At 61.5% G+C, this 16,037-nt stretch carries 19 protein-coding genes; 8 read left to right on the top strand and 11 right to left on the bottom strand.

The annotated features are described in order from the left end of the window. Positions 1–305 precede the first annotated feature (305 nt). Positions 306–635: a non-histone chromosomal MC1 family protein gene (locus ACWUI7_RS13235; RefSeq protein ID WP_496642673.1), complete on the bottom strand. Its 330-nt coding sequence runs from the start codon at positions 633–635 to the stop codon at positions 306–308. 255 nt (positions 636–890) lie between these two features. Between ACWUI7_RS13235 and ACWUI7_RS13230 the strand changes: the two genes are divergently transcribed. The 5 genes from ACWUI7_RS13230 (at position 891) to ACWUI7_RS13210 (ending at position 3,659) form a co-directional block, all read left to right on the top strand. Further along, positions 891–1,391 (top strand): hypothetical protein, encoded by a 501-nt coding sequence (locus ACWUI7_RS13230; RefSeq protein ID WP_496642672.1) that lies wholly within the window; start codon positions 891–893, stop codon positions 1,389–1,391. Positions 1,392–1,489: 98 nt separating this feature from the next. Next, positions 1,490–1,789 carry an ArsR family transcriptional regulator gene (locus tag ACWUI7_RS13225; RefSeq protein WP_496642677.1) on the top strand — a complete coding sequence of 100 codons (300 nt, stop codon included), beginning with the start codon at positions 1,490–1,492 and terminating at the stop codon, positions 1,787–1,789. After that, on the top strand, positions 1,786–2,238 hold the full coding sequence (locus ACWUI7_RS13220) for a DUF8036 family membrane protein (RefSeq protein WP_496642671.1): 453 nt from the start codon (positions 1,786–1,788) through the stop codon (positions 2,236–2,238). Before ACWUI7_RS13225 ends, ACWUI7_RS13220 begins: the two co-directional genes overlap by 4 nt. A 69-nt stretch (positions 2,239–2,307) precedes the next feature. Next, positions 2,308–2,511, top strand: coding sequence for a hypothetical protein (locus ACWUI7_RS13215; protein ID WP_496642670.1), 204 nt, complete (start codon positions 2,308–2,310; stop codon positions 2,509–2,511). Between the two features lie 89 nt (positions 2,512–2,600). Further along, complete coding sequence (locus tag ACWUI7_RS13210; RefSeq protein WP_496642669.1) at positions 2,601–3,659, top strand: quinone-dependent dihydroorotate dehydrogenase; 1,059 nt, start codon at positions 2,601–2,603, stop codon at positions 3,657–3,659. Positions 3,660–3,664: 5 nt separating this feature from the next. Here the strand turns inward: ACWUI7_RS13210 and ACWUI7_RS13205 are convergent, their stop codons facing one another. Beyond that, positions 3,665–6,442, bottom strand: coding sequence for a valine--tRNA ligase (locus tag ACWUI7_RS13205; protein ID WP_496642668.1), 2,778 nt, complete (start codon positions 6,440–6,442; stop codon positions 3,665–3,667). A gap of 220 nt (positions 6,443–6,662) precedes the next feature. Then, positions 6,663–7,340 carry a class I SAM-dependent methyltransferase gene (locus ACWUI7_RS13200; RefSeq protein ID WP_496642667.1) on the bottom strand — a complete coding sequence of 226 codons (678 nt, stop codon included), beginning with the start codon at positions 7,338–7,340 and terminating at the stop codon, positions 6,663–6,665. A 107-nt stretch (positions 7,341–7,447) separates the two neighbouring features. On the opposite strand from ACWUI7_RS13200, the gene ACWUI7_RS13195 reads away from it, so the two are divergent. Next, a complete protein-coding gene (locus ACWUI7_RS13195; RefSeq protein ID WP_496642666.1) occupies positions 7,448–7,888 on the top strand; it encodes a DUF2391 family protein in 441 nt (146 codons plus the stop codon). Positions 7,889–7,954: 66 nt separating this feature from the next. On the opposite strand, the gene ACWUI7_RS13190 is transcribed toward ACWUI7_RS13195, so the two are convergent. Continuing rightward, positions 7,955–8,470 (bottom strand): magnesium transporter, encoded by a 516-nt coding sequence (locus ACWUI7_RS13190; RefSeq protein ID WP_496642676.1) that lies wholly within the window; start codon positions 8,468–8,470, stop codon positions 7,955–7,957. Positions 8,471–8,559: 89 nt separating this feature from the next. After that, positions 8,560–9,132 (bottom strand): magnesium transporter, encoded by a 573-nt coding sequence (locus ACWUI7_RS13185; protein WP_496642665.1) that lies wholly within the window; start codon positions 9,130–9,132, stop codon positions 8,560–8,562. Between the two features lie 101 nt (positions 9,133–9,233). Here ACWUI7_RS13185 and ACWUI7_RS13180 point away from each other — a divergent pair, with 101 nt between their 5' ends. After that, positions 9,234–9,812: a DUF7090 family protein gene (locus tag ACWUI7_RS13180; RefSeq protein ID WP_496642664.1), complete on the top strand. Its 579-nt coding sequence runs from the start codon at positions 9,234–9,236 to the stop codon at positions 9,810–9,812. A gap of 142 nt (positions 9,813–9,954) precedes the next feature. Here ACWUI7_RS13180 and ACWUI7_RS13175 read toward each other — a convergent pair whose 3' ends face one another. Together ACWUI7_RS13175 and ACWUI7_RS13170 are read right to left on the bottom strand one after the other, a co-directional pair. Next, positions 9,955–10,821: a DUF7089 family protein gene (locus tag ACWUI7_RS13175; protein ID WP_496642663.1), complete on the bottom strand. Its 867-nt coding sequence runs from the start codon at positions 10,819–10,821 to the stop codon at positions 9,955–9,957. Next, positions 10,821–10,919 carry a hypothetical protein gene (locus ACWUI7_RS13170; RefSeq protein ID WP_496642662.1) on the bottom strand — a complete coding sequence of 33 codons (99 nt, stop codon included), beginning with the start codon at positions 10,917–10,919 and terminating at the stop codon, positions 10,821–10,823. Before ACWUI7_RS13170 ends, ACWUI7_RS13175 begins: the two co-directional genes overlap by 1 nt. A gap of 114 nt (positions 10,920–11,033) precedes the next feature. On the opposite strand from ACWUI7_RS13170, the gene ACWUI7_RS13165 reads away from it, so the two are divergent. Further along, on the top strand, positions 11,034–11,555 hold the full coding sequence (locus ACWUI7_RS13165; protein WP_496642661.1) for a hypothetical protein: 522 nt from the start codon (positions 11,034–11,036) through the stop codon (positions 11,553–11,555). Positions 11,556–11,603: 48 nt separating this feature from the next. Here the strand turns inward: ACWUI7_RS13165 and ACWUI7_RS13160 are convergent, their stop codons facing one another. From ACWUI7_RS13160 to ACWUI7_RS13145, 4 genes are all read right to left on the bottom strand, one after another. After that, positions 11,604–12,785 (bottom strand): aspartate kinase, encoded by a 1,182-nt coding sequence (locus tag ACWUI7_RS13160; protein ID WP_496642660.1) that lies wholly within the window; start codon positions 12,783–12,785, stop codon positions 11,604–11,606. Positions 12,786–13,052: 267 nt separating this feature from the next. Then, a complete protein-coding gene (locus ACWUI7_RS13155) occupies positions 13,053–13,784 on the bottom strand; it encodes a Zn-ribbon domain-containing protein (protein ID WP_496642659.1) in 732 nt (243 codons plus the stop codon). Beyond that, positions 13,784–14,188 carry a DUF2073 domain-containing protein gene (locus ACWUI7_RS13150; RefSeq protein ID WP_496642658.1) on the bottom strand — a complete coding sequence of 135 codons (405 nt, stop codon included), beginning with the start codon at positions 14,186–14,188 and terminating at the stop codon, positions 13,784–13,786. Before ACWUI7_RS13150 ends, ACWUI7_RS13155 begins: the two co-directional genes overlap by 1 nt. Continuing rightward, a complete protein-coding gene (locus tag ACWUI7_RS13145) occupies positions 14,188–14,829 on the bottom strand; it encodes an Era-like GTP-binding protein (protein ID WP_496642657.1) in 642 nt (213 codons plus the stop codon). The genes ACWUI7_RS13150 and ACWUI7_RS13145 overlap by 1 nt, the downstream gene beginning before the upstream one ends. Positions 14,830–16,037 lie beyond the last annotated feature (1,208 nt).

Below are 16,037 nucleotides of genomic sequence, written 5' to 3'. Positions count from 1 at the left end.
TGGTATGGGTGAGTGGCCGGTGTTGCCCCGCGTGGGGCTTGTCACATTCATTCGAATGCCCGGGGTACATTTAACCCCGTCGAAGCGTGGCCGCTACGTCACGCGGTTTCATGGGAACTTAGTACCACGCGAAGGGACAACATGAGTAAATGAGAAGACGAGTTGACGGCCCGATCCAAGCTACCAAATTCGGAAAGCTGTCAGGGGGCAGTTCCCGGAGTCATTAAAACCACGGCTGAAGGGCGTCGGTAGTGGTTCGGACAGCGCTCCACAAAGAAGTCAGCTGTGTGAGCGGTTCGGCGGCCTCACTCCTCGTCGAGGTACTCGATACCCTGTTTCGAGACGTTGGCTTTCGTGATCTCCTCGAGGTCGTTAAGCCAGAAGTCACCCGCTTGTTCGTCAACCTCGGGCGCGCTCTCTTTCCACGCCCACCCCTCGTACTCGTGGACTTTCTGTGTCCCCTTCTCGCGGAGTCGTATCGTCTCTCGTTGCGCCTCCGCCTCGGAGGGTGCCGGTTCAAGCGTTCGGGCCGCCTTGAGTGCCGCCTGTCTCGGCATACTTCCCGAGAACTCACTCGGCTCGGAGCCGTCTGCCTCCCGAAGCGCAAAATTCCGCTTACCGTCTTCACGTACCATGGTTTTGCCTCCGTGTCAACCCAGCACACAGCCTGTAATAAATATATCGGCAAAATGAAACGGCATCCGGCGGACAGCCGCGATGCTAGCGGTGACAACGTGTCGGTCGTACCGGCATATGCGGGTGTGCACTACCGGAAGGAACATACGGAGAGAGGTGGGACGAATTTTGGCCTAACTCTGGGCGAACCCCCTATCGAGTTCGGAAAATAGTCTTTTGGCTGCCAGACGACGGATCAACTGGAGGTACAACCCATGCCCACTCGAACCACAGTCGGGATCGCTCTCGTCGCCACCCTCGTTATCGGAGGGGCGGTCATGGCGGGAGGGGTTCTCGGTGCACAGCCCCCAGCCGAGAGCGGCACAGCCCAGGCCGGGGACACGCTCCTTACAGATGACGATACGGTCGGTCCCATCTGCGATGATGGGGTGCCGAACGCGACGGCCCTCGGAGAGCGGTTCCCCCTGACGGACGACCAGACAGCCGAACTTGAGACGCTCGTCGCAGACCTCGAGGCCGAAAATGCCTCACACGAAGCGATTCAGACCGCGGTCCACGACAGGTTGGCCGAGTTTGGTGTCGACCGCCCAGCCGAGATAGGTGCGCAGCGAGCAGAGCGCGGCAGCGGTAACGGTCCACACGGCCACGGCCACGGCCACGGCCCACACGGAGACGCAGGTGGAAGTGGCGACGGAACCGGTCCACTCCGTGACGGGAGCGGTGACGGAAGCGGCCCGCACGGTCCGGGTGCGTGACCGGTCTCATCGGTCGATCGACGACACGCGCCCACGCGATGGTGGTGACGCCACTGTTTTATCACCACCCGTATCGACGACACAAATAGATGCGACGCGTGCTGTGGTGGCTCATTGGCGGGTCACGCGGCGGCCGAAACCGACTCCGAATCATCCGGACACTCGACGAGACGCCGATGAACACCAACCAGCTGTCGAACGCGCTCGACCTCGACTACAAGACGACACAGCACCACCTCGAGATCCTCGTCGAGAACAATGTACTCATGACGATGGGAGACAACTACGGAAAAACGTTTTTTCTGACAGACCGGATGGAAGCAAACCGCGACGTTCTCGATGAGGTGGCACGAAAAGCCGACCTCGCGGACGTCGTGCCAGCAGGTGAGACAGCGTGAGTGAGACACCGGCGTCGACGCCGATACGTCGAACCGCGACGGTCGTCGGAGCCGCAGTGGTGGTGGCTGCGGTGGTGACAGCCGTCGCACCGCGCGTACTCGTGTCAACGGTGTCGATGCGGCCGCGAATGGGCCCAGGGCCCGGAGTCGTGAACGGGCATCCGCTCGAGCAACTCGTCACCGTGAAGCTGTTCGTCTCGACGTACACTGTCGTCCTGCTCGCGGTGCTCGCCGGGACGTACGCGCGGCTCTATCGGGAACTTCCGAACCGATTCACGCTCAGCCTCCTCGCGTTCACCGCGGCACTGTTGTTGTACGCGCTCACGTCAAGTCCGTTGGTCGCATTGACACTCGGTTATCGAGGGAGCGGACTCGGCCCGTTCACTTTCTTACCCGACCTCTTTGCGGCGGTCGCAGTGACATTTCTGTTCTACGAGAGCTCAGTGTGATCGCCACCTGACGACGCCCAACCAACACTTATATGTCTCTTCTGGCGAAGTGCGAGCCATACAGCCGCGATGGTCCGTAAAAAGAAGCTCAGCCCGAGTGGGGCCAAAGACGACGATGGGGAGTATCACAACGTCCACGTGAATCTCCACGAAGACGAGCTCGCCGTCGCCGGCATGGATATCGGCGACGAAGTGTTCGTCCGGGTCCGAGATGGGAAGATAATCATCCAGCGGGCGGACGCGGACCCCGATCAGCTCGAGCACGACTTCTGAGCGTCATCAACGCCGAAGGCACGGAGGGCACCTTCCTATGCCGGCCGTCGGTCGGCGGATTGATACCTGTCGACGACGACGTCACATAGATGGGTCTGTACGACCGCCTGAAGCCGGCGCTTTTCACACTCCCTCCAGAAACGGCACACGACGTGACACAGCGGCTCCTGCGCGGCGTGCAGGGAACGCCGGTCACTGCGGGACTGCGTCGCCGGTACCGCGTCCACGACGAGCGGCTCCAGACGGAGGCGTTCGAATGTACGTTCGACAACCCAATCGGCGTCGCCGCCGGATTCGACAAGAACGCGCGAGTCCCTCGAGCGCTCGCCGCACTGGGCTTCGGACATGTCGAGATCGGCGGCGTAACCGCAGAGGGACAGCCAGGCAACCCACAGCCTCGCCTCTTCCGACTCAAAGAAGACGACGCGCTGATCAACCGCATGGGGTTCAACAATGAGGGCGCCGATACTGTCGGGCGTCGACTCGACCGCGAGCCGCTGCCCGACGTGCCGGTCGGTGTGAACATCGGGAAGTCGAAGTCGACCCCGCTGACAGAGGCGGCAGACGACTACTGTTACACATACGAGCGCGTGGCCGATGGGGGCGACTACTTCGTCGTGAACGTCTCGAGCCCGAACACCCCGGGGCTCCGCGAGTTACAGAACCGCGAGGCGCTCGAGTCAATTCTCGGCGCGCTCGTGTCGGCTGGGGCGTCACCCCTGCTCGTGAAGCTCTCACCGGACCTGCCGCGCCCGGCGGTCACAGAAGCGCTCCGAGTCGTCGACGACCTCGACCTCGATGGGGTGATCGCGACGAACACAACGGTCTCCCGCCCCGATGACCTCCATAGCCATAGTCGGGCGGAGCGGGGCGGTCTCTCTGGAGCGCCAATCGAGACGGCCGCGACCGAGCTGATCCGGTTTGTCGCCGAGCGCACGGACGTCCCAGTCGTCGGTGTCGGCGGCATCGCCGACGCCGAAGGTGCCTATGAGAAGATTCGCGCCGGCGCCTCGGTCGTCCAGCTGTACACCGCACTGGTGTACGAGGGGCCGGGAGTTGCCCGAGATATCAACCGCGGGCTGCTCGAACTGCTCGATCGAGACGGCTTCGAGACCGTCACAGACGCGGTCGGCGCTGACCTCGAGTGACGGGATCAGTCGTTTGGTTCACTCCGGACGATGACCGCCACCCCGTCCGCCTCAAGCAGCTCACCCTCGCCGGTGTACCGTCTGTCAACTTCGAGTGAGAACGCCTCCGGCGCAAGCGTTTCGCCAGCAACGTGGAGCTCGTCGTCGACAACCTCGTACGCGCCGTCCGCGATCCCTGCCTCGATGTCACCAACCTTGTCGCCATAGGTGGGTCCAACGGTAGCGTACGCGAGGTCGACCCCCGTGGTCACTGTCTCGACTGGGGGTTCGGCATCCGGATGGACCGTGAGGTCTGTGACGTGCATCACGCCAGTGATGTCGGCTTCGAAGTCGCGGACATCGGCGTACACCTCGACCGCATCGATGGGCGCGGTAAGCGGGAGTTGACGCTCGCTTTTGTACCGTCGAAGCGCGCCGACGACAGCCATCGCAGCATGTCCGCCCTCGGCGTCAGCATCGACACCGAGCGGGTCGGGCCACGACGCGAGATGAACAGAGCCGTCTGGGTCGCTCGAGGGAACGACAGCCGGGTCAAAGTCGTCGGCAACAGTGGTGGCGTCGGCATTGGTGGCATCGACCGTGGCCTCGGCCGCGGCATCGGCCGCGTAGGTCTCCTGCCAGATCGACTCGGTGACGTGTGCGAGGATCGGCGCGAACAGCCGCAGGAATCGGCGGTGGGCCGTCCGGAGGGTGTATGCCGCGGAGTCGTCCGCGCGTTGCTTGGCGATCTCGAGGTAGTCGTCACAGAACGTGTTCCAGAAGAAGCTTCGAAGCCCGTCGCGCGCCTTCGAGAACTCGCGATTCTGGAGTCGGTTCGTGAGCGTCTCGATCTCGCGGTCGAGTTCGGCCAGTAGCCAGCGGTCGAGCTCGCGGAGTCCGTCTGCGGGTCGTGTCGGGTACGGGTCGGGCGCGAGTGACTCGACGAGTTTCGAGGCGTTCCACAGCTTACGGATGAGCTTTTCACCTGCGCGTAGTCCTTTCTCTTGATATGGAAGGTCGTCGCCAATCGCCGAGCCGGCCGCCCAGTACCGGGCAGCGTCTACGGGGTACTCCGATAAGACGGCATCGGGGTCGACGACGTTACCTTTCGACTTTGACATCTTCTCGCGGTTCTCATCGAGGACCATTCCGTTGATCATCGTCGACTCGAACGGCACCTCGCCGGTGTGTTCATAACACTTGATGACGGTGTGGAACAACCAGAAGGAGATGATGTCGTGACCCTGCGGGCGGACGTCCATCGGATAGATCTCCGGACGCGCCATGGTGAACTCGCTGGCATCGGCGTCCCAGTCCCATCCGGCGTTGATAAGCGGGGTGAGCGACGAGGTCGCCCAGGTGTCGAGGACGTCGTCTTCGGGAACGAACGCGTCGTGTCCACACTCAGGACAGGTGTCGATCGGAGGGCCGTCGGCGAGCGGGTCAACCGGAAGGTCAGCTTTTGCCGCGAGGACTTCGTGGTCACACGATGCACAGTACCACACCGGGAACGGGATGCCCGATGAGCGCTGTCGCGAGATGAGCCAGTCCCACTGGAGGCCGTCGATCCAGTGTTCGTAGCGGGTGAACATCTTCTCTGGGAACCACGTCATCTCGCGACCGGCCTGGAGGTACTCCTCGCGTTTGTCGAGCACCTCGATGTACCATTGTTCGGTCACGAGGAACTCGACGCTCGTGTTACAGCGCTCGTGGACGTTCACCGTATGGGTGATCTCCCAGCGGTCCAACAGGGCGCCCGCGTCGTCGAGGTCGTCGACGATCGCCTCACGCGCCTCGTCCGCGTGGAGCCCTTCGTACGTCTCTGCGACGTCGGTCAGGTGGCCGGACTCATCGATAGCGACACGGAGGTCAAGCTCGTGTGCCTGGTACCACTCGATATCGGTCTGGTCACCGAAGGTACAACACATCACGACGCCGGACCCGGTCTCCATGTCGACGCGGTCATCGGCGAGGATCGGCACCTCGTGACCGAACAAGGGCACTGCAGCCGTCTGGCCGACAAGCGGCTGGTTCGCCTCATCATCCGGGTGAACGAAGACGGCGACACACGCAGGGAGCAGCTCGGGGCGGGTCGTCGAGATCGTGAACGCATCCGGAACGGGTGCGGCGGCTGAATCGCTCGCGTCGTCTGCGGCGGCCGCATCCGCTGCCGGGGTAGCCGTCCCGTTATCGACGACACCGAACTCGATGTCGTGAAAGTGTGAGCCTCGCTCGTCGTCTTCGGTTTCGACCTGTGAGATGGCAGTCTGACACTCGGGACACCAGATGGCTGGCGCTTCCTGGCGGTACTCGCGGCCCTTCTCGTAGAGGTCGATAAACGAGAGCTGAGAGACGCGCTGGACCGTGGGTGAGATCGTCCGGTAGGTGTTATTCCAGTCGATAGAGAGGCCAACACCCTGCATTTTCTCGGTGAAGTCTGCCTCGTACTCCGCACACACGCTCCGGCACTTCTCTTGGAACGCACCGCGGTCGAAGTCTTGATGCCGGACGTCGAGTTCGCGCTCGGTGAGCCGCTCGGAGGCGATCCCGTTGTCGTCGTAGCCGAACGGATAGAACACCTCGCTGTCGTACATTCGGTGGAACCGAGCCACGATGTCCTGGAGGATCGACCCGTACACGTGACCCCAGTGTAAGCTCCCGGAGACCGTCGGCGGAGGGGTGTCGATGGAGAACGCAGTGTTCGGGTCGACTCCGTCGTCGGGATACGCGTACGTCTCCTCGTCGACCCATCGCCGCTGCCAGTGGGGCTCGGCGGTGTCGGGGTCGTACTCTCCGCTGGGCATTATCGGATCAGCTTTTCCACGGTTCCCTCTTAACGGGCTCGGTTATGACGGGCTGGGCCGTCTACAGATGAGCAAGGCGAGTGCCTCGGGGTCGTACGGAAATCTCCGATTTCAGTGATGACGAGACGCTTCGCGTCTCGAACCACTTGACCCCGAGGCGGTTCACAGCTGTCGTCGCTACTCGGCTGTATCTTCGGCCAGTAGGGCGCAGTGCCGGTTGTTAGGGGGCGACGCCAACTGTCAACAGCGTCCCCCACGTCCGGTACCGGTCGACCATGTCTGCACGACGCTCCCAGTCGTCGGTTGGAAACGCCGATTCCGGGGGTATTTCGACTTCACGGTCAGGGATCGCATCCTGTTCAGCAACGGCCAAACCGGCCTCCCGAAACGCCGCACGGTATTCGGTTCGGCTCCACAGCGTCATTGGCACGGAGATTTGCGACTGCCACTCGTGGGTCGACTCACTTTCGATGAAGTAGTTCACCGCACAGTAGAACGTCCCACCGGGGCGAAGTACGCGGTGAATCTCCTCGAGCGTCGAGTGGGGGTTCTGTGCGTAGTAGAACGCTTCCATCGAAAACACGTGGTCGATGGTGTTGTCGCCAAAGGGGAGCGTGTCGAAGTCCCCTCGAAGGAAGCCAATGGCGTCGTCATCGGTGTACCGTCGCGCATTACGGACCATTTCTGGGGCACCGTCAAGACCGTACCCGCGGCCGATGTCACGCTCGCGAAGTGCCCGGAGTGCGTAACCGGAGCCGGTACCGAGGTCGAGGACGGTCTGGCCCGTCTCGACCGGCATCCGAGCGAGCGCGTGTTTTGCGGTGTGCCAGTGTCGTTGCTCCATTCCGCGGTCTCTGCCGGTCGTTGCCCACTCGTCGAATTCCGCTCTGACGCTCATGAGCAAAGAACGGTCGGTGGGGTAAAAACCGGATCGACGGGCGACGGAGACGACCGCAATTCCGGTGACGGCGACGACTTTTTGCGTACCTGTGAGGTGTCCGACGTATGGACGACTCGCGCCGACGACTGTCGAGGCGAGCCAGACGGCGACGATTCCGGTTCGCGGATTCCGCACAACAGGTCGTCGGGGGCTCTCTGTTGGCCGGACCGTTCGTCGTCACCGAAGAGGTGTGGCTGCTCGCGCGCGGGATGAACGTGATTCAGGGACTGCTCACGGTTCTCGTCGTGGCCCTCGTCGGCTACGGCGCGTTGTACCAGGCGGACACCGGTCGCGACCCGGAGCTTGAGCGCGACGTCGCTGGGGTTCCCGTCCGGTTTCTGTCGCTCCTGGCGGTGGCGTTCGGGTCGACGCTTGCGCTCGCCGTGCTGTTCGACGCTCCAAGCACGTTCCTTGGCGGGGTCGGGTGGGCGACGACGGCGAAGGCTGTCTCGGTGAGCGCCGTGTTCAGCGTGGTTGGCGCTGCGACGGCTGATAGTTTGTTTTGACTCGTGATTGTGACTCGTGGTGTAGCGGCCGGCGGCCTAGGGGGATCGGTAGTTGCGCTCGGTATATCACAGGACGAGCGTGACGACACCGAACAAGATCACCACGCCAACGACGTCACACACGTTCGTGACGATCGGAATCGTGGTATCGTCGGGGTTGAGCCCGACCCGGTACGACGCTTCGACGGCGACGACGCTCGTCGTCACGACCAGCACGGCAAGAAGCATCCCGGAGCCGAGCGAGATAACGAGCACGCGTCCGAGCCCGAGTCCACCACCGAGCGCGAGACCAAGCGCCCAGGCGGCGACGCCAACGAGCGAGAAGACCGTCGCTGCTAAGGCGAATACAGCCACTACGTTCGCTCTGACACCGGGATTCGACAACGTCGGCTCGTAGGTCCCTAAGTAGAGCTGGGTGGTAAGCCGCGAGCACATGATCGACGCGAGGTTACCGGCGGTCCCAATCTGGACCGGTACCAACACGAGAAGTGCCGGGTACCGAAGCAACGTCGCCTCGTACCCTTCGAGGACGCTCCCAGAGACGAGTTGGAGCACAGAGAGCGCAGCCAAGAGGGGAATCATCGTCCAGACGATGTGCCGGACCGACCATTCGGGCGCGACGGACGACGGCTCTTGTAGTGGATCCGGTGTTGACCCGTCGGAGGGGGACGTCACAGAATCACCTCGACGGCGCGGATACCGACGAGCAAGAAGATGACTCCAAAGACATCACCCAGTGTGGTCACGACAGGGCCAATGACGTTGTCGGGATCGAGCCCGTGACGGTAGCCGACGAAGATGACTACGACCAACACCGAGAGCATCAACACGGCCGAGAGGCCGCCCGCGACGAGCATGATGCCGACGAGTTTGAATAAATTTCCGCCACCACCCAAGACGAACAGCGTTAGGTACGTCGTGACCGCGATGAACACTGAGATCGTGATACCGTTAATAAACGATGCGACGATAGCGTTCGTGATCCGGCGGTCGAGCGTGAGCTGGGGTGTGATCACACCCTGATGGAGACCGCTCGAGAGACGGGCCCCGAGAGAGCCATACACTCCGCCACGCGTCGCGAGAAATGCCGGCAACAAGAGCAGAATACCGGGGACGCGCTCGATACTCGCGCGCATCGTCTCGGTGCCGAGCAGCGTCCCCGAGAATAACCCGGCGATAAGGCTGAGCAGGACGACCGGGAGCGCCTGCCGGTAGATGTCGCGTGCGCGCTGGCGTCCCTCCATCCGTGCTGTGACGGTCGGGCGGGGGCGTAAAAAGCGGTCCGACGCCGACCTGTGAGGTCGCGGTCCCGCACGATTAAGTCGGTCCGGGAGTTCCGGTTGGTATGGACTATGCCCTCGCGATCGAGAACGGGCCAGAGACGATCCCAGGCGGGACGGGGTTGCTGCTCGTCCACCCGAGTATCGGTGAGACAGACCGGATCGACACCGACTTTTTGAAGACCGACACCGACGCGTTCCTCGTCGTCTCGACGCGAACGACCGCCCGCGAGGTCGAACAGAAGCTTGAGTACTACGACGTCGACGAGACAAACGCCACGATACTGGATACGCTCTCGGTCGAACGCGGGTACTCACGGCGTTCTGCAGACGACGTGTACTACGTCTCTGCGCCGGACGATCTCGACGGGGTCGTCGACCGGGTCGGGCGGTTCCTCGAGGAGACGACGGGCAAACGGCGAGTCTCCGTGGACTCACTCACCGAGATGGCGTACTACGCGGACGATGACGCGGTGTACGAAGCAGCAGAGGCGATGCTCGAGTTGCTCGAGGCACACGACGCGGTCGGTATCTTTCACCTCTCCGAAGAGGTCCACGAAGTCGCGACGCTCGACCGATTCCGTGACCTGTTCGAGGGAGTCATCAGTCTCGACGAAGACGGGAGCGTCGACGTCGACTACTGAGCGACTGTCGACGTCGACTACGAAGCAGTCGTAGAACGTACGGTGTGTTCGGTGACAGATAGTAGTTCGCTGGGCGATGGCGTATCACTACACCAGTATGAAGAATAGAGGAGAACGGCTCGCGCTTTAGCGCAGGGAGATATCAAACTTCCTCGCGCATCGACGCGAACGTCTTCTCTGCCCACTTTATCGCGTAGGGCGCACCGCGATCACGGTAGGCTGCGGTGTCGAGTGCGGCGAACGGCGCCGGCAACTCAAGGCCGTGGCGCACTGCCGAACAGGCGTACTCCGTCGCACTTGCAAAGTCCGTCTCGCCGCGGGCGACCGCTCCGGAGAGCTCCGGAAGCCGACCTTCGACTCGGTCACCGGCGTCGACCCATGCCTCGAACAACCTGGGGAATTCGTCTTCCCACGATGCGAACACTGACCGGGTGTGGAGGCCGACCCAGGCGTCGAACAGCGCGGCTGCGATCTGGTAGACATCTGCGGGGCCGAACCGCGCATCAGTCGTCCGTGCCGATTCGGGACCCCGGACCGCCGCGTCCAAATCGGGATACCGAGGACCGAAGAACGGGAGGAACGTCTCAGGGAGGTCGGGAGTCGGCTCGTCGACCCCAGCGATCGCCTCTGGAACGGGGTCGACATCGACCTGAACCAGTCGATCGGCGATCAAGAACGCTAAGAAATCATTTGGTGTCGTCTTCGCGCGTGGTTTTACTAACAGCGCCTGCGGCGTTGTCTGTGTCGTCCGGACGACGGTTCCAGCGGCTTGGAGCCCGACGGTGAACGACGGCCCGGCGTACCGACGGAGTGGGTCTGGAACGGTCTCCGGAAGCCACTCAGCTGGGCTCGAGGCGGGATCCAACCCGTCGACGAAGAGACCGAGGTCTTCTGCGGTCGCCGGAGGGAGCGTCTCGAACGAGGCATCGACGTCAAGGACCGGGGATTCTGGGGCGTAGCGGTCTCGGACGGCGGCGACGTCAGCGTGGAGATCGTGTGGTGAAAACATCAACCAGCGGTTCCAAAGACGTACGAGAGAACGATGAGAACCGCAAGCGTAGCCGAGGCGGCCACAGTGCTAACGACGATTTTGGTGGATTTGCTCATACGCGATTATTGTGTGTCATCGGATTAAAGTCATTCTGTCGAGCTCGGCCGTGGTCGATCGAGATCAACGTGAGCCGTCCACGGACTTATCTGTCGGCACGAGATAGTGTGCCTATGCGAGTCCGTGACGCGGTCGAGGCCGATGCGGCGGCGCTCGCCGACCTCCGTGACAGGCCAACGGACGCAATCGTGGAGATGATCCACCAACGTACGGTCGTCGTTGGGGAGCACAACGATGAACCCGAAGGTAGCGAAGCGAGAAACGATAGACTCAGACGCAGCGGGGAGCGTGTCGATCGCAGCACAGAGTTGACCAACCAAACCGGTACTGGTGCGTCGGGCGACCGATCACAGACAGAAGTGGCGGGGTTCGTCGCATTCGACGCCATGGACGAGCAGGTTCACGTCACCAGTTTCGCCGGGACACCAGCAATTGTCGAGCAGCTGCTTGAGGTGCCAAAGCGGTTCGCGAGGCGTGAATCGATGGACGTTGAGGTCGTGGTCGTCGACAGCGAACCGGAGCGCGTCAGACCGGTTGAAGCGGCGGGGTTCGTCGCCGTAGGGGCAGGCCCGCGGTTCGACGGCCAGACGACCACTCGGTTCCGACTCGATGCAGACCACCTCGGTGAGGAGTGACGGGGCTGGTCAGCAGAACGCGTGCGTCGACTCGTCGCGCTCGCTTGCTCAGTCGAACCGGCCCTGCACGATGTCGAGGGCTTCCTCACGGTCGTCCCAGTGGACGAACACGGCAACTGAAGTCGCGCTCGTGATCAGGTCAATGATGTTGATCCCGGCCTCCGCTAACGGCGCGATGATCGTCTGAATGACGCCCGGTCGATTCGGGAACTCCCCACCGGTCACCCGAATGGCTGCGATTGGGTCGTCGACGGTCACAGACGAAAGTGTCTCATCAGAAACGACCGTCTCGTGTAACACGGCTTCGGCCTGCTCTGCGACAGCTTCGTCGACGTAGAACGTCACCGAGTCCATCCCGGAAGCGACCGCATCAACATTTATCTCATCGTCCTGGAGTCCATTCGCGAGGTCAGCCAGAATGCCGTGTCGATTTCGCAACGCTCGTCCGGCGACCGTGAGACATGCAAGCGAGGTCTCACGCATGTCGATGAGGCTCTCGAACTGCCCCTCAATGCGGGTCCCACCGCTGAGAAGGTCACCATGTTGATAGTGGACTACGCGGACGTCGAGGTGTCCGTTTTTGTACGACAGTGCCGATGGAGCGACGACCTCTGCGCCTCGGAACGAGAGGTTTCGAAGCTCGTCGACAGTGATTTCACCGACATTTCTCGCGCCCTCAACGACGCGTGGATCGCCGGTCATGACGCCTTCAACGTCGGTGACGATGACGACTTCGTCGGCGTCCATGTAATTGCCGAGCATGACGGCGCTCGTGTCGGAGCCGCCGCGGCCGAGAGTGGTGACCGTGCCGTCGTGAGCTTCAGCGAGGAACCCCGTGACGACTGGGACGACCCCGTCGAGTCGGTCGGCGAGTGCTGCCGCGCGATGTTTGGTCTCTTCGACGTCGACCTCGCCGAGTTCGTTCGTGACGACCGGCCAGTGTTCGTCACCGGGTTCGAGGAAGACCGCGTCGACATCGCGAACCGAGAGCGCTGCCTTGAGCATCCGAACACTGGTTCGCTCGCCCATCGAAACGATCTCTGCACGGTCGACATCGTTGGTCTCGAAGGTGATGTCTTCGAGGAGGTCGTCGGTGGTCGATCCCATCGCGCTCGCGACGACTGCGATCTCATGGCCGGCGTCGACTGTGCTGGCGATCGAGTCCGCCGCACGCTCGATACGGTCGCCGCTGCCCAGGCTCGTTCCACCGAACTTGGCGACTACGCGCATACGATCACCATCTGACCGCTGGAGACTGCTGACGTGTCACCGGATGCGTTCGCTGATCGGGCCGCCAATGCGTGGCCGTGGTCGGTAAACATGCGACCCTGTAGCGAGGGAGCGCGGATAACTGTGTCCTCTTTACGGCGGTAGTGAACCCCTGACCGAGAATTCGCGTGACTGCGGAGGGTGATATCGGATACCACTCATGGCTGAAACCGTGGGCTCCCTCGTTGCATATGTGAGACATATAACAGAAACTGTTGGACGATCCGTCTATTCGGAGTCGCCCCACGTTCCGGGCATCTCGATGACGTACCGGCCGTCCTCTCTGAGCGAGATGATATACTCTTGACGGTCATACAGCTCCATGAGGTTCAGCTCGTACTGCCCGGGACTCAGTATCTTGATGCTCTCGAACTGATCGTTGAGCTCTTCGCGTAAGTCGTCGACAGCTGGCCGTTGAGACGTGTCTGCGGGTTCGTCCGTCTCTACTGCGCCATCGCGCACGCGGTCGAGTTCGGCTCGTGTTACAACGTCGGTTCGGGCACTCGCTTGGGCGGAGTCTTCGCTCACGTCTGTGTCAGACGCAGATGCGTGGGGTCCAGAGGCGGAGTCGCTGGAGGCGTCAGTGGCGGTAGAACTGTCGGCGGTTTCGTCGGCTGCTGATGAGACTGAGTCGCTGGTGTTCTTGTTCGTCGCACTCGTCGGGATCAAGGAGTCCTCACTTGAGGCCGGTGACTCGTCTACCGCGCTCGAGGCATCGTCAGCTACCGCGGGTGGGGTGGAGGTCGATCCAGGAGTGGAGGTCGACTCCTGAGAGGAGGTCGATCTAGGAGTGGAGGTCGACTCCTGAGAGGAGGTCGATGCTGAGGCCTCGCTGGCAGCTTCAGGTCTACCTTCTGGACGGAACTGAAACTTGTTTCCGCCACACTCGGGGCAGCCGGTGAGCATCTCTTTCGAGCCGTCCGAGAACGTCCGGCCACACTCGATACACTGGTGGGGCATTAGGTGCGGGAGACGAGCGTGCTGATGAGGTTCTCGTCTTTGTGAAGCGTCTCGATACGGTTCGCCGGACCGATCACGGTAAGCTTCTGTGTCGACTCACGGCCGATTAGCTTGTCGAGGAGACCCCGATTGCCCGCGTCCGGGTTGGGATACGTTTCGATTTCGATGCCGGTGAAGTCGTCAGGGCTAATCTCGGTCATCGTCACTTCGATGAGCTTCGACTCCTCGTCCGGAGAAAGCCCCTGTTCGAGGATGACAATGTTGCCGTCCCGGACCCCGTCGAGGATGAGTCGGATCTTCTCCATGCCGGTGAGCCCCTCCATCCGAGCACCGCTTATCATGTCGATCCGAACGCCGTCGGTCGGGTCGTCAGCACCGTCAGGGTTCGACGTTGCACTCGGCATTATCCGAAGTACTCCGCGATGTTTGTGTACACTTCGTCCATGTTCTGACCCTCCAGCGCCGAGAGCGGGATTGTCTCGTGTTGGGGGAACGCGTTAGCGATCTGCTTGACGTTCGAGTCCTCGAGATCGGTCTTGTTCGCGAGGATGAGCACCGGGAGGTCTTGTGACTCGATAATACCGATGAGCATGGTGTTCACCTGCGTGAACGGGTCGGTGGTCGAATCGAGTACGTAGATGACGCCATCAACATCCTCACGGAGCCAGTGCATCGCCTCGGCGACGCCCTCTGTGGCCTCGCGTGACCGACGCACGGCGTCGTCTTTGTCCATATCGTGTTCGAGGAACTCAGTGTAATCGACCTTCGTCGTCACACCGGGTGTGTCGACAATGTCAATCGTGACTGTGCGACCATCACGTTCGATCTCGACGTTTTCTTTCCTGCGGGCCCGCCTGGTTTCGTGTGGAATGTGGCTCTCCGGGCCGACGGCGTCGCCGGTCCAATCGCGTGCGATACGGTTCGCGAGAGTCGTCTTTCCGGCGTTCGGCGGTCCGTAGATGCCGATTCGTTTGGGCTCGTCGGCCGTGAACAGTCCGTCCACGGCCCGCGAGATGCTGTCTTTGAGGTTCTGTAACAGTCCCATCCTGGCCTCCACTCGTGTGGTTGTTGCCCAGACGCCCTGCCGATTCGTGCGCGTCGCAGCGGTGTCGTCGGTGACGGCGCAGTCGTCAATGACAATGCGATTGTCAGCGACGGTGCGGTCATCAGTGACAGTGCGCGGCCTACAGGCGCGTGCGGGTATGCCACTTCCTCCACCGCCCGTTCACTTAACTACTGCGTCAGACGGCACCGCATTCATTGAGACTCTGCATCAAGATCTTTACAAACAGATCGTGGCAACTCCGAGACAATGGTTCACACGTCTACCCACAGGACAGTTGAACACACCCCCACCCCTTCGTTTCGAGTGGAGAGCGTAGCAGAGGGAGGGTGGGGGTAGCCCGGTGTGTCTCGTCTGAGTAGTCACAGTCAAAAATCACGTCCCATGGCAATTAATATAACAGCGCACAACACAAAAATAAAGAAGAAGGTTTGTCGAGGGTACTGTTAGAATGATTTATATATAAATCTACTGCATCTACAATGCCTCTGCTTCACCCCCCACCCACCCAATTTTTTCGTTCCACCCGAAACAAAGGGGTTGGGGGGTGCCCCATCAGATGTGACCTGACACTAGTTGGCGGTTGCAGTAGAAACGGTGGTTGTCCCCAGTTTCCCGAGTTTCCCGAGTTTCCCGACACGACTGAACCGGACCCGTAGTCAAGACAAGACGGGATAAGACGAGTCAACACGAGTCAACACGAGTCGAGAGGAGCCGAGATGAGTCGAGAGGAGTGTGTAGCCACGATCTATATTTTGAAAGGAGAGAATCCCGCCGCTCACGACGGGCTTGACATCCTCCCCGCGGTGAAACGCGAGGATTCCCACGGGGCCGCGCCACTGGGTTGGGATGGGTACGGTTTGTAGCTACCTCATTGGGCGGCTACTGGCTGTGCCAACCAGCCGGTACTCCTATGGCGGCATGGGATTTAGAGGTACGTTTGCCGACTACACCCCGTGTTTCAGCACAGAAAAGGGGGCGTAAAATCGGGGAATCCCGATATTGTCCGATTACGTGGGCGGGCGAGCCGCCTCGGTTACTGCATAGTACGCCATTGAGTTAATTAAACAAGATAGAACCCACAAGCCAGAAGATCCGACCAGCTTGGAACCCTCGATCGGTGAGCGCCCCACGAGAGAGCAACGCTTTTGTAGCCCGTGTTCATCTGGTTCGACTGCATCAATTGGACG

The organism is Halorubrum orientale (genome assembly GCF_059623105.1).
The sequence above is the reverse complement of the archived record's forward strand: the minus strand, read 5'-3'. Positions and strand labels throughout refer to the sequence as shown.

Bases quoted from the DNA above. Each gene is read 5' to 3' on its own strand.
- ACWUI7_RS13145 (WP_496642657.1), bottom strand. From the start codon at position 14,829: ATGGGACTGTTACAGAACCTCAAAGACAGCATCTCGCGGGCCGTGGAC.
- ACWUI7_RS13180 (WP_496642664.1), top strand. From the start codon at position 9,234: ATGGACTATGCCCTCGCGATCGAGAACGGGCCAGAGACGATCCCAGGC.
- ACWUI7_RS13230 (WP_496642672.1), top strand. From the start codon at position 891: ATGCCCACTCGAACCACAGTCGGGATCGCTCTCGTCGCCACCCTCGTT.
- ACWUI7_RS13150 (WP_496642658.1), bottom strand. From the start codon at position 14,188: ATGCCGAGTGCAACGTCGAACCCTGACGGTGCTGACGACCCGACCGAC.
- ACWUI7_RS13200 (WP_496642667.1), bottom strand. From the start codon at position 7,340: ATGAGCGTCAGAGCGGAATTCGACGAGTGGGCAACGACCGGCAGAGAC.
- ACWUI7_RS13165 (WP_496642661.1), top strand. From the start codon at position 11,034: ATGCGAGTCCGTGACGCGGTCGAGGCCGATGCGGCGGCGCTCGCCGAC.
- ACWUI7_RS13210 (WP_496642669.1), top strand. From the start codon at position 2,601: ATGGGTCTGTACGACCGCCTGAAGCCGGCGCTTTTCACACTCCCTCCA.
- ACWUI7_RS13195 (WP_496642666.1), top strand. From the start codon at position 7,448: ATGGACGACTCGCGCCGACGACTGTCGAGGCGAGCCAGACGGCGACGA.
- ACWUI7_RS13160 (WP_496642660.1), bottom strand. From the start codon at position 12,785: ATGCGCGTAGTCGCCAAGTTCGGTGGAACGAGCCTGGGCAGCGGCGAC.
- ACWUI7_RS13185 (WP_496642665.1), bottom strand. From the start codon at position 9,132: ATGGAGGGACGCCAGCGCGCACGCGACATCTACCGGCAGGCGCTCCCG.
- ACWUI7_RS13215 (WP_496642670.1), top strand. From the start codon at position 2,308: ATGGTCCGTAAAAAGAAGCTCAGCCCGAGTGGGGCCAAAGACGACGAT.
- ACWUI7_RS13190 (WP_496642676.1), bottom strand. From the start codon at position 8,470: ATGATTCCCCTCTTGGCTGCGCTCTCTGTGCTCCAACTCGTCTCTGGG.
- ACWUI7_RS13155 (WP_496642659.1), bottom strand. From the start codon at position 13,784: ATGCCCCACCAGTGTATCGAGTGTGGCCGGACGTTCTCGGACGGCTCG.
- ACWUI7_RS13170 (WP_496642662.1), bottom strand. From the start codon at position 10,919: ATGAGCAAATCCACCAAAATCGTCGTTAGCACTGTGGCCGCCTCGGCT.
- ACWUI7_RS13235 (WP_496642673.1), bottom strand. From the start codon at position 635: ATGGTACGTGAAGACGGTAAGCGGAATTTTGCGCTTCGGGAGGCAGAC.
- ACWUI7_RS13175 (WP_496642663.1), bottom strand. From the start codon at position 10,821: ATGTTTTCACCACACGATCTCCACGCTGACGTCGCCGCCGTCCGAGAC.
- ACWUI7_RS13205 (WP_496642668.1), bottom strand. From the start codon at position 6,442: ATGCCCAGCGGAGAGTACGACCCCGACACCGCCGAGCCCCACTGGCAG.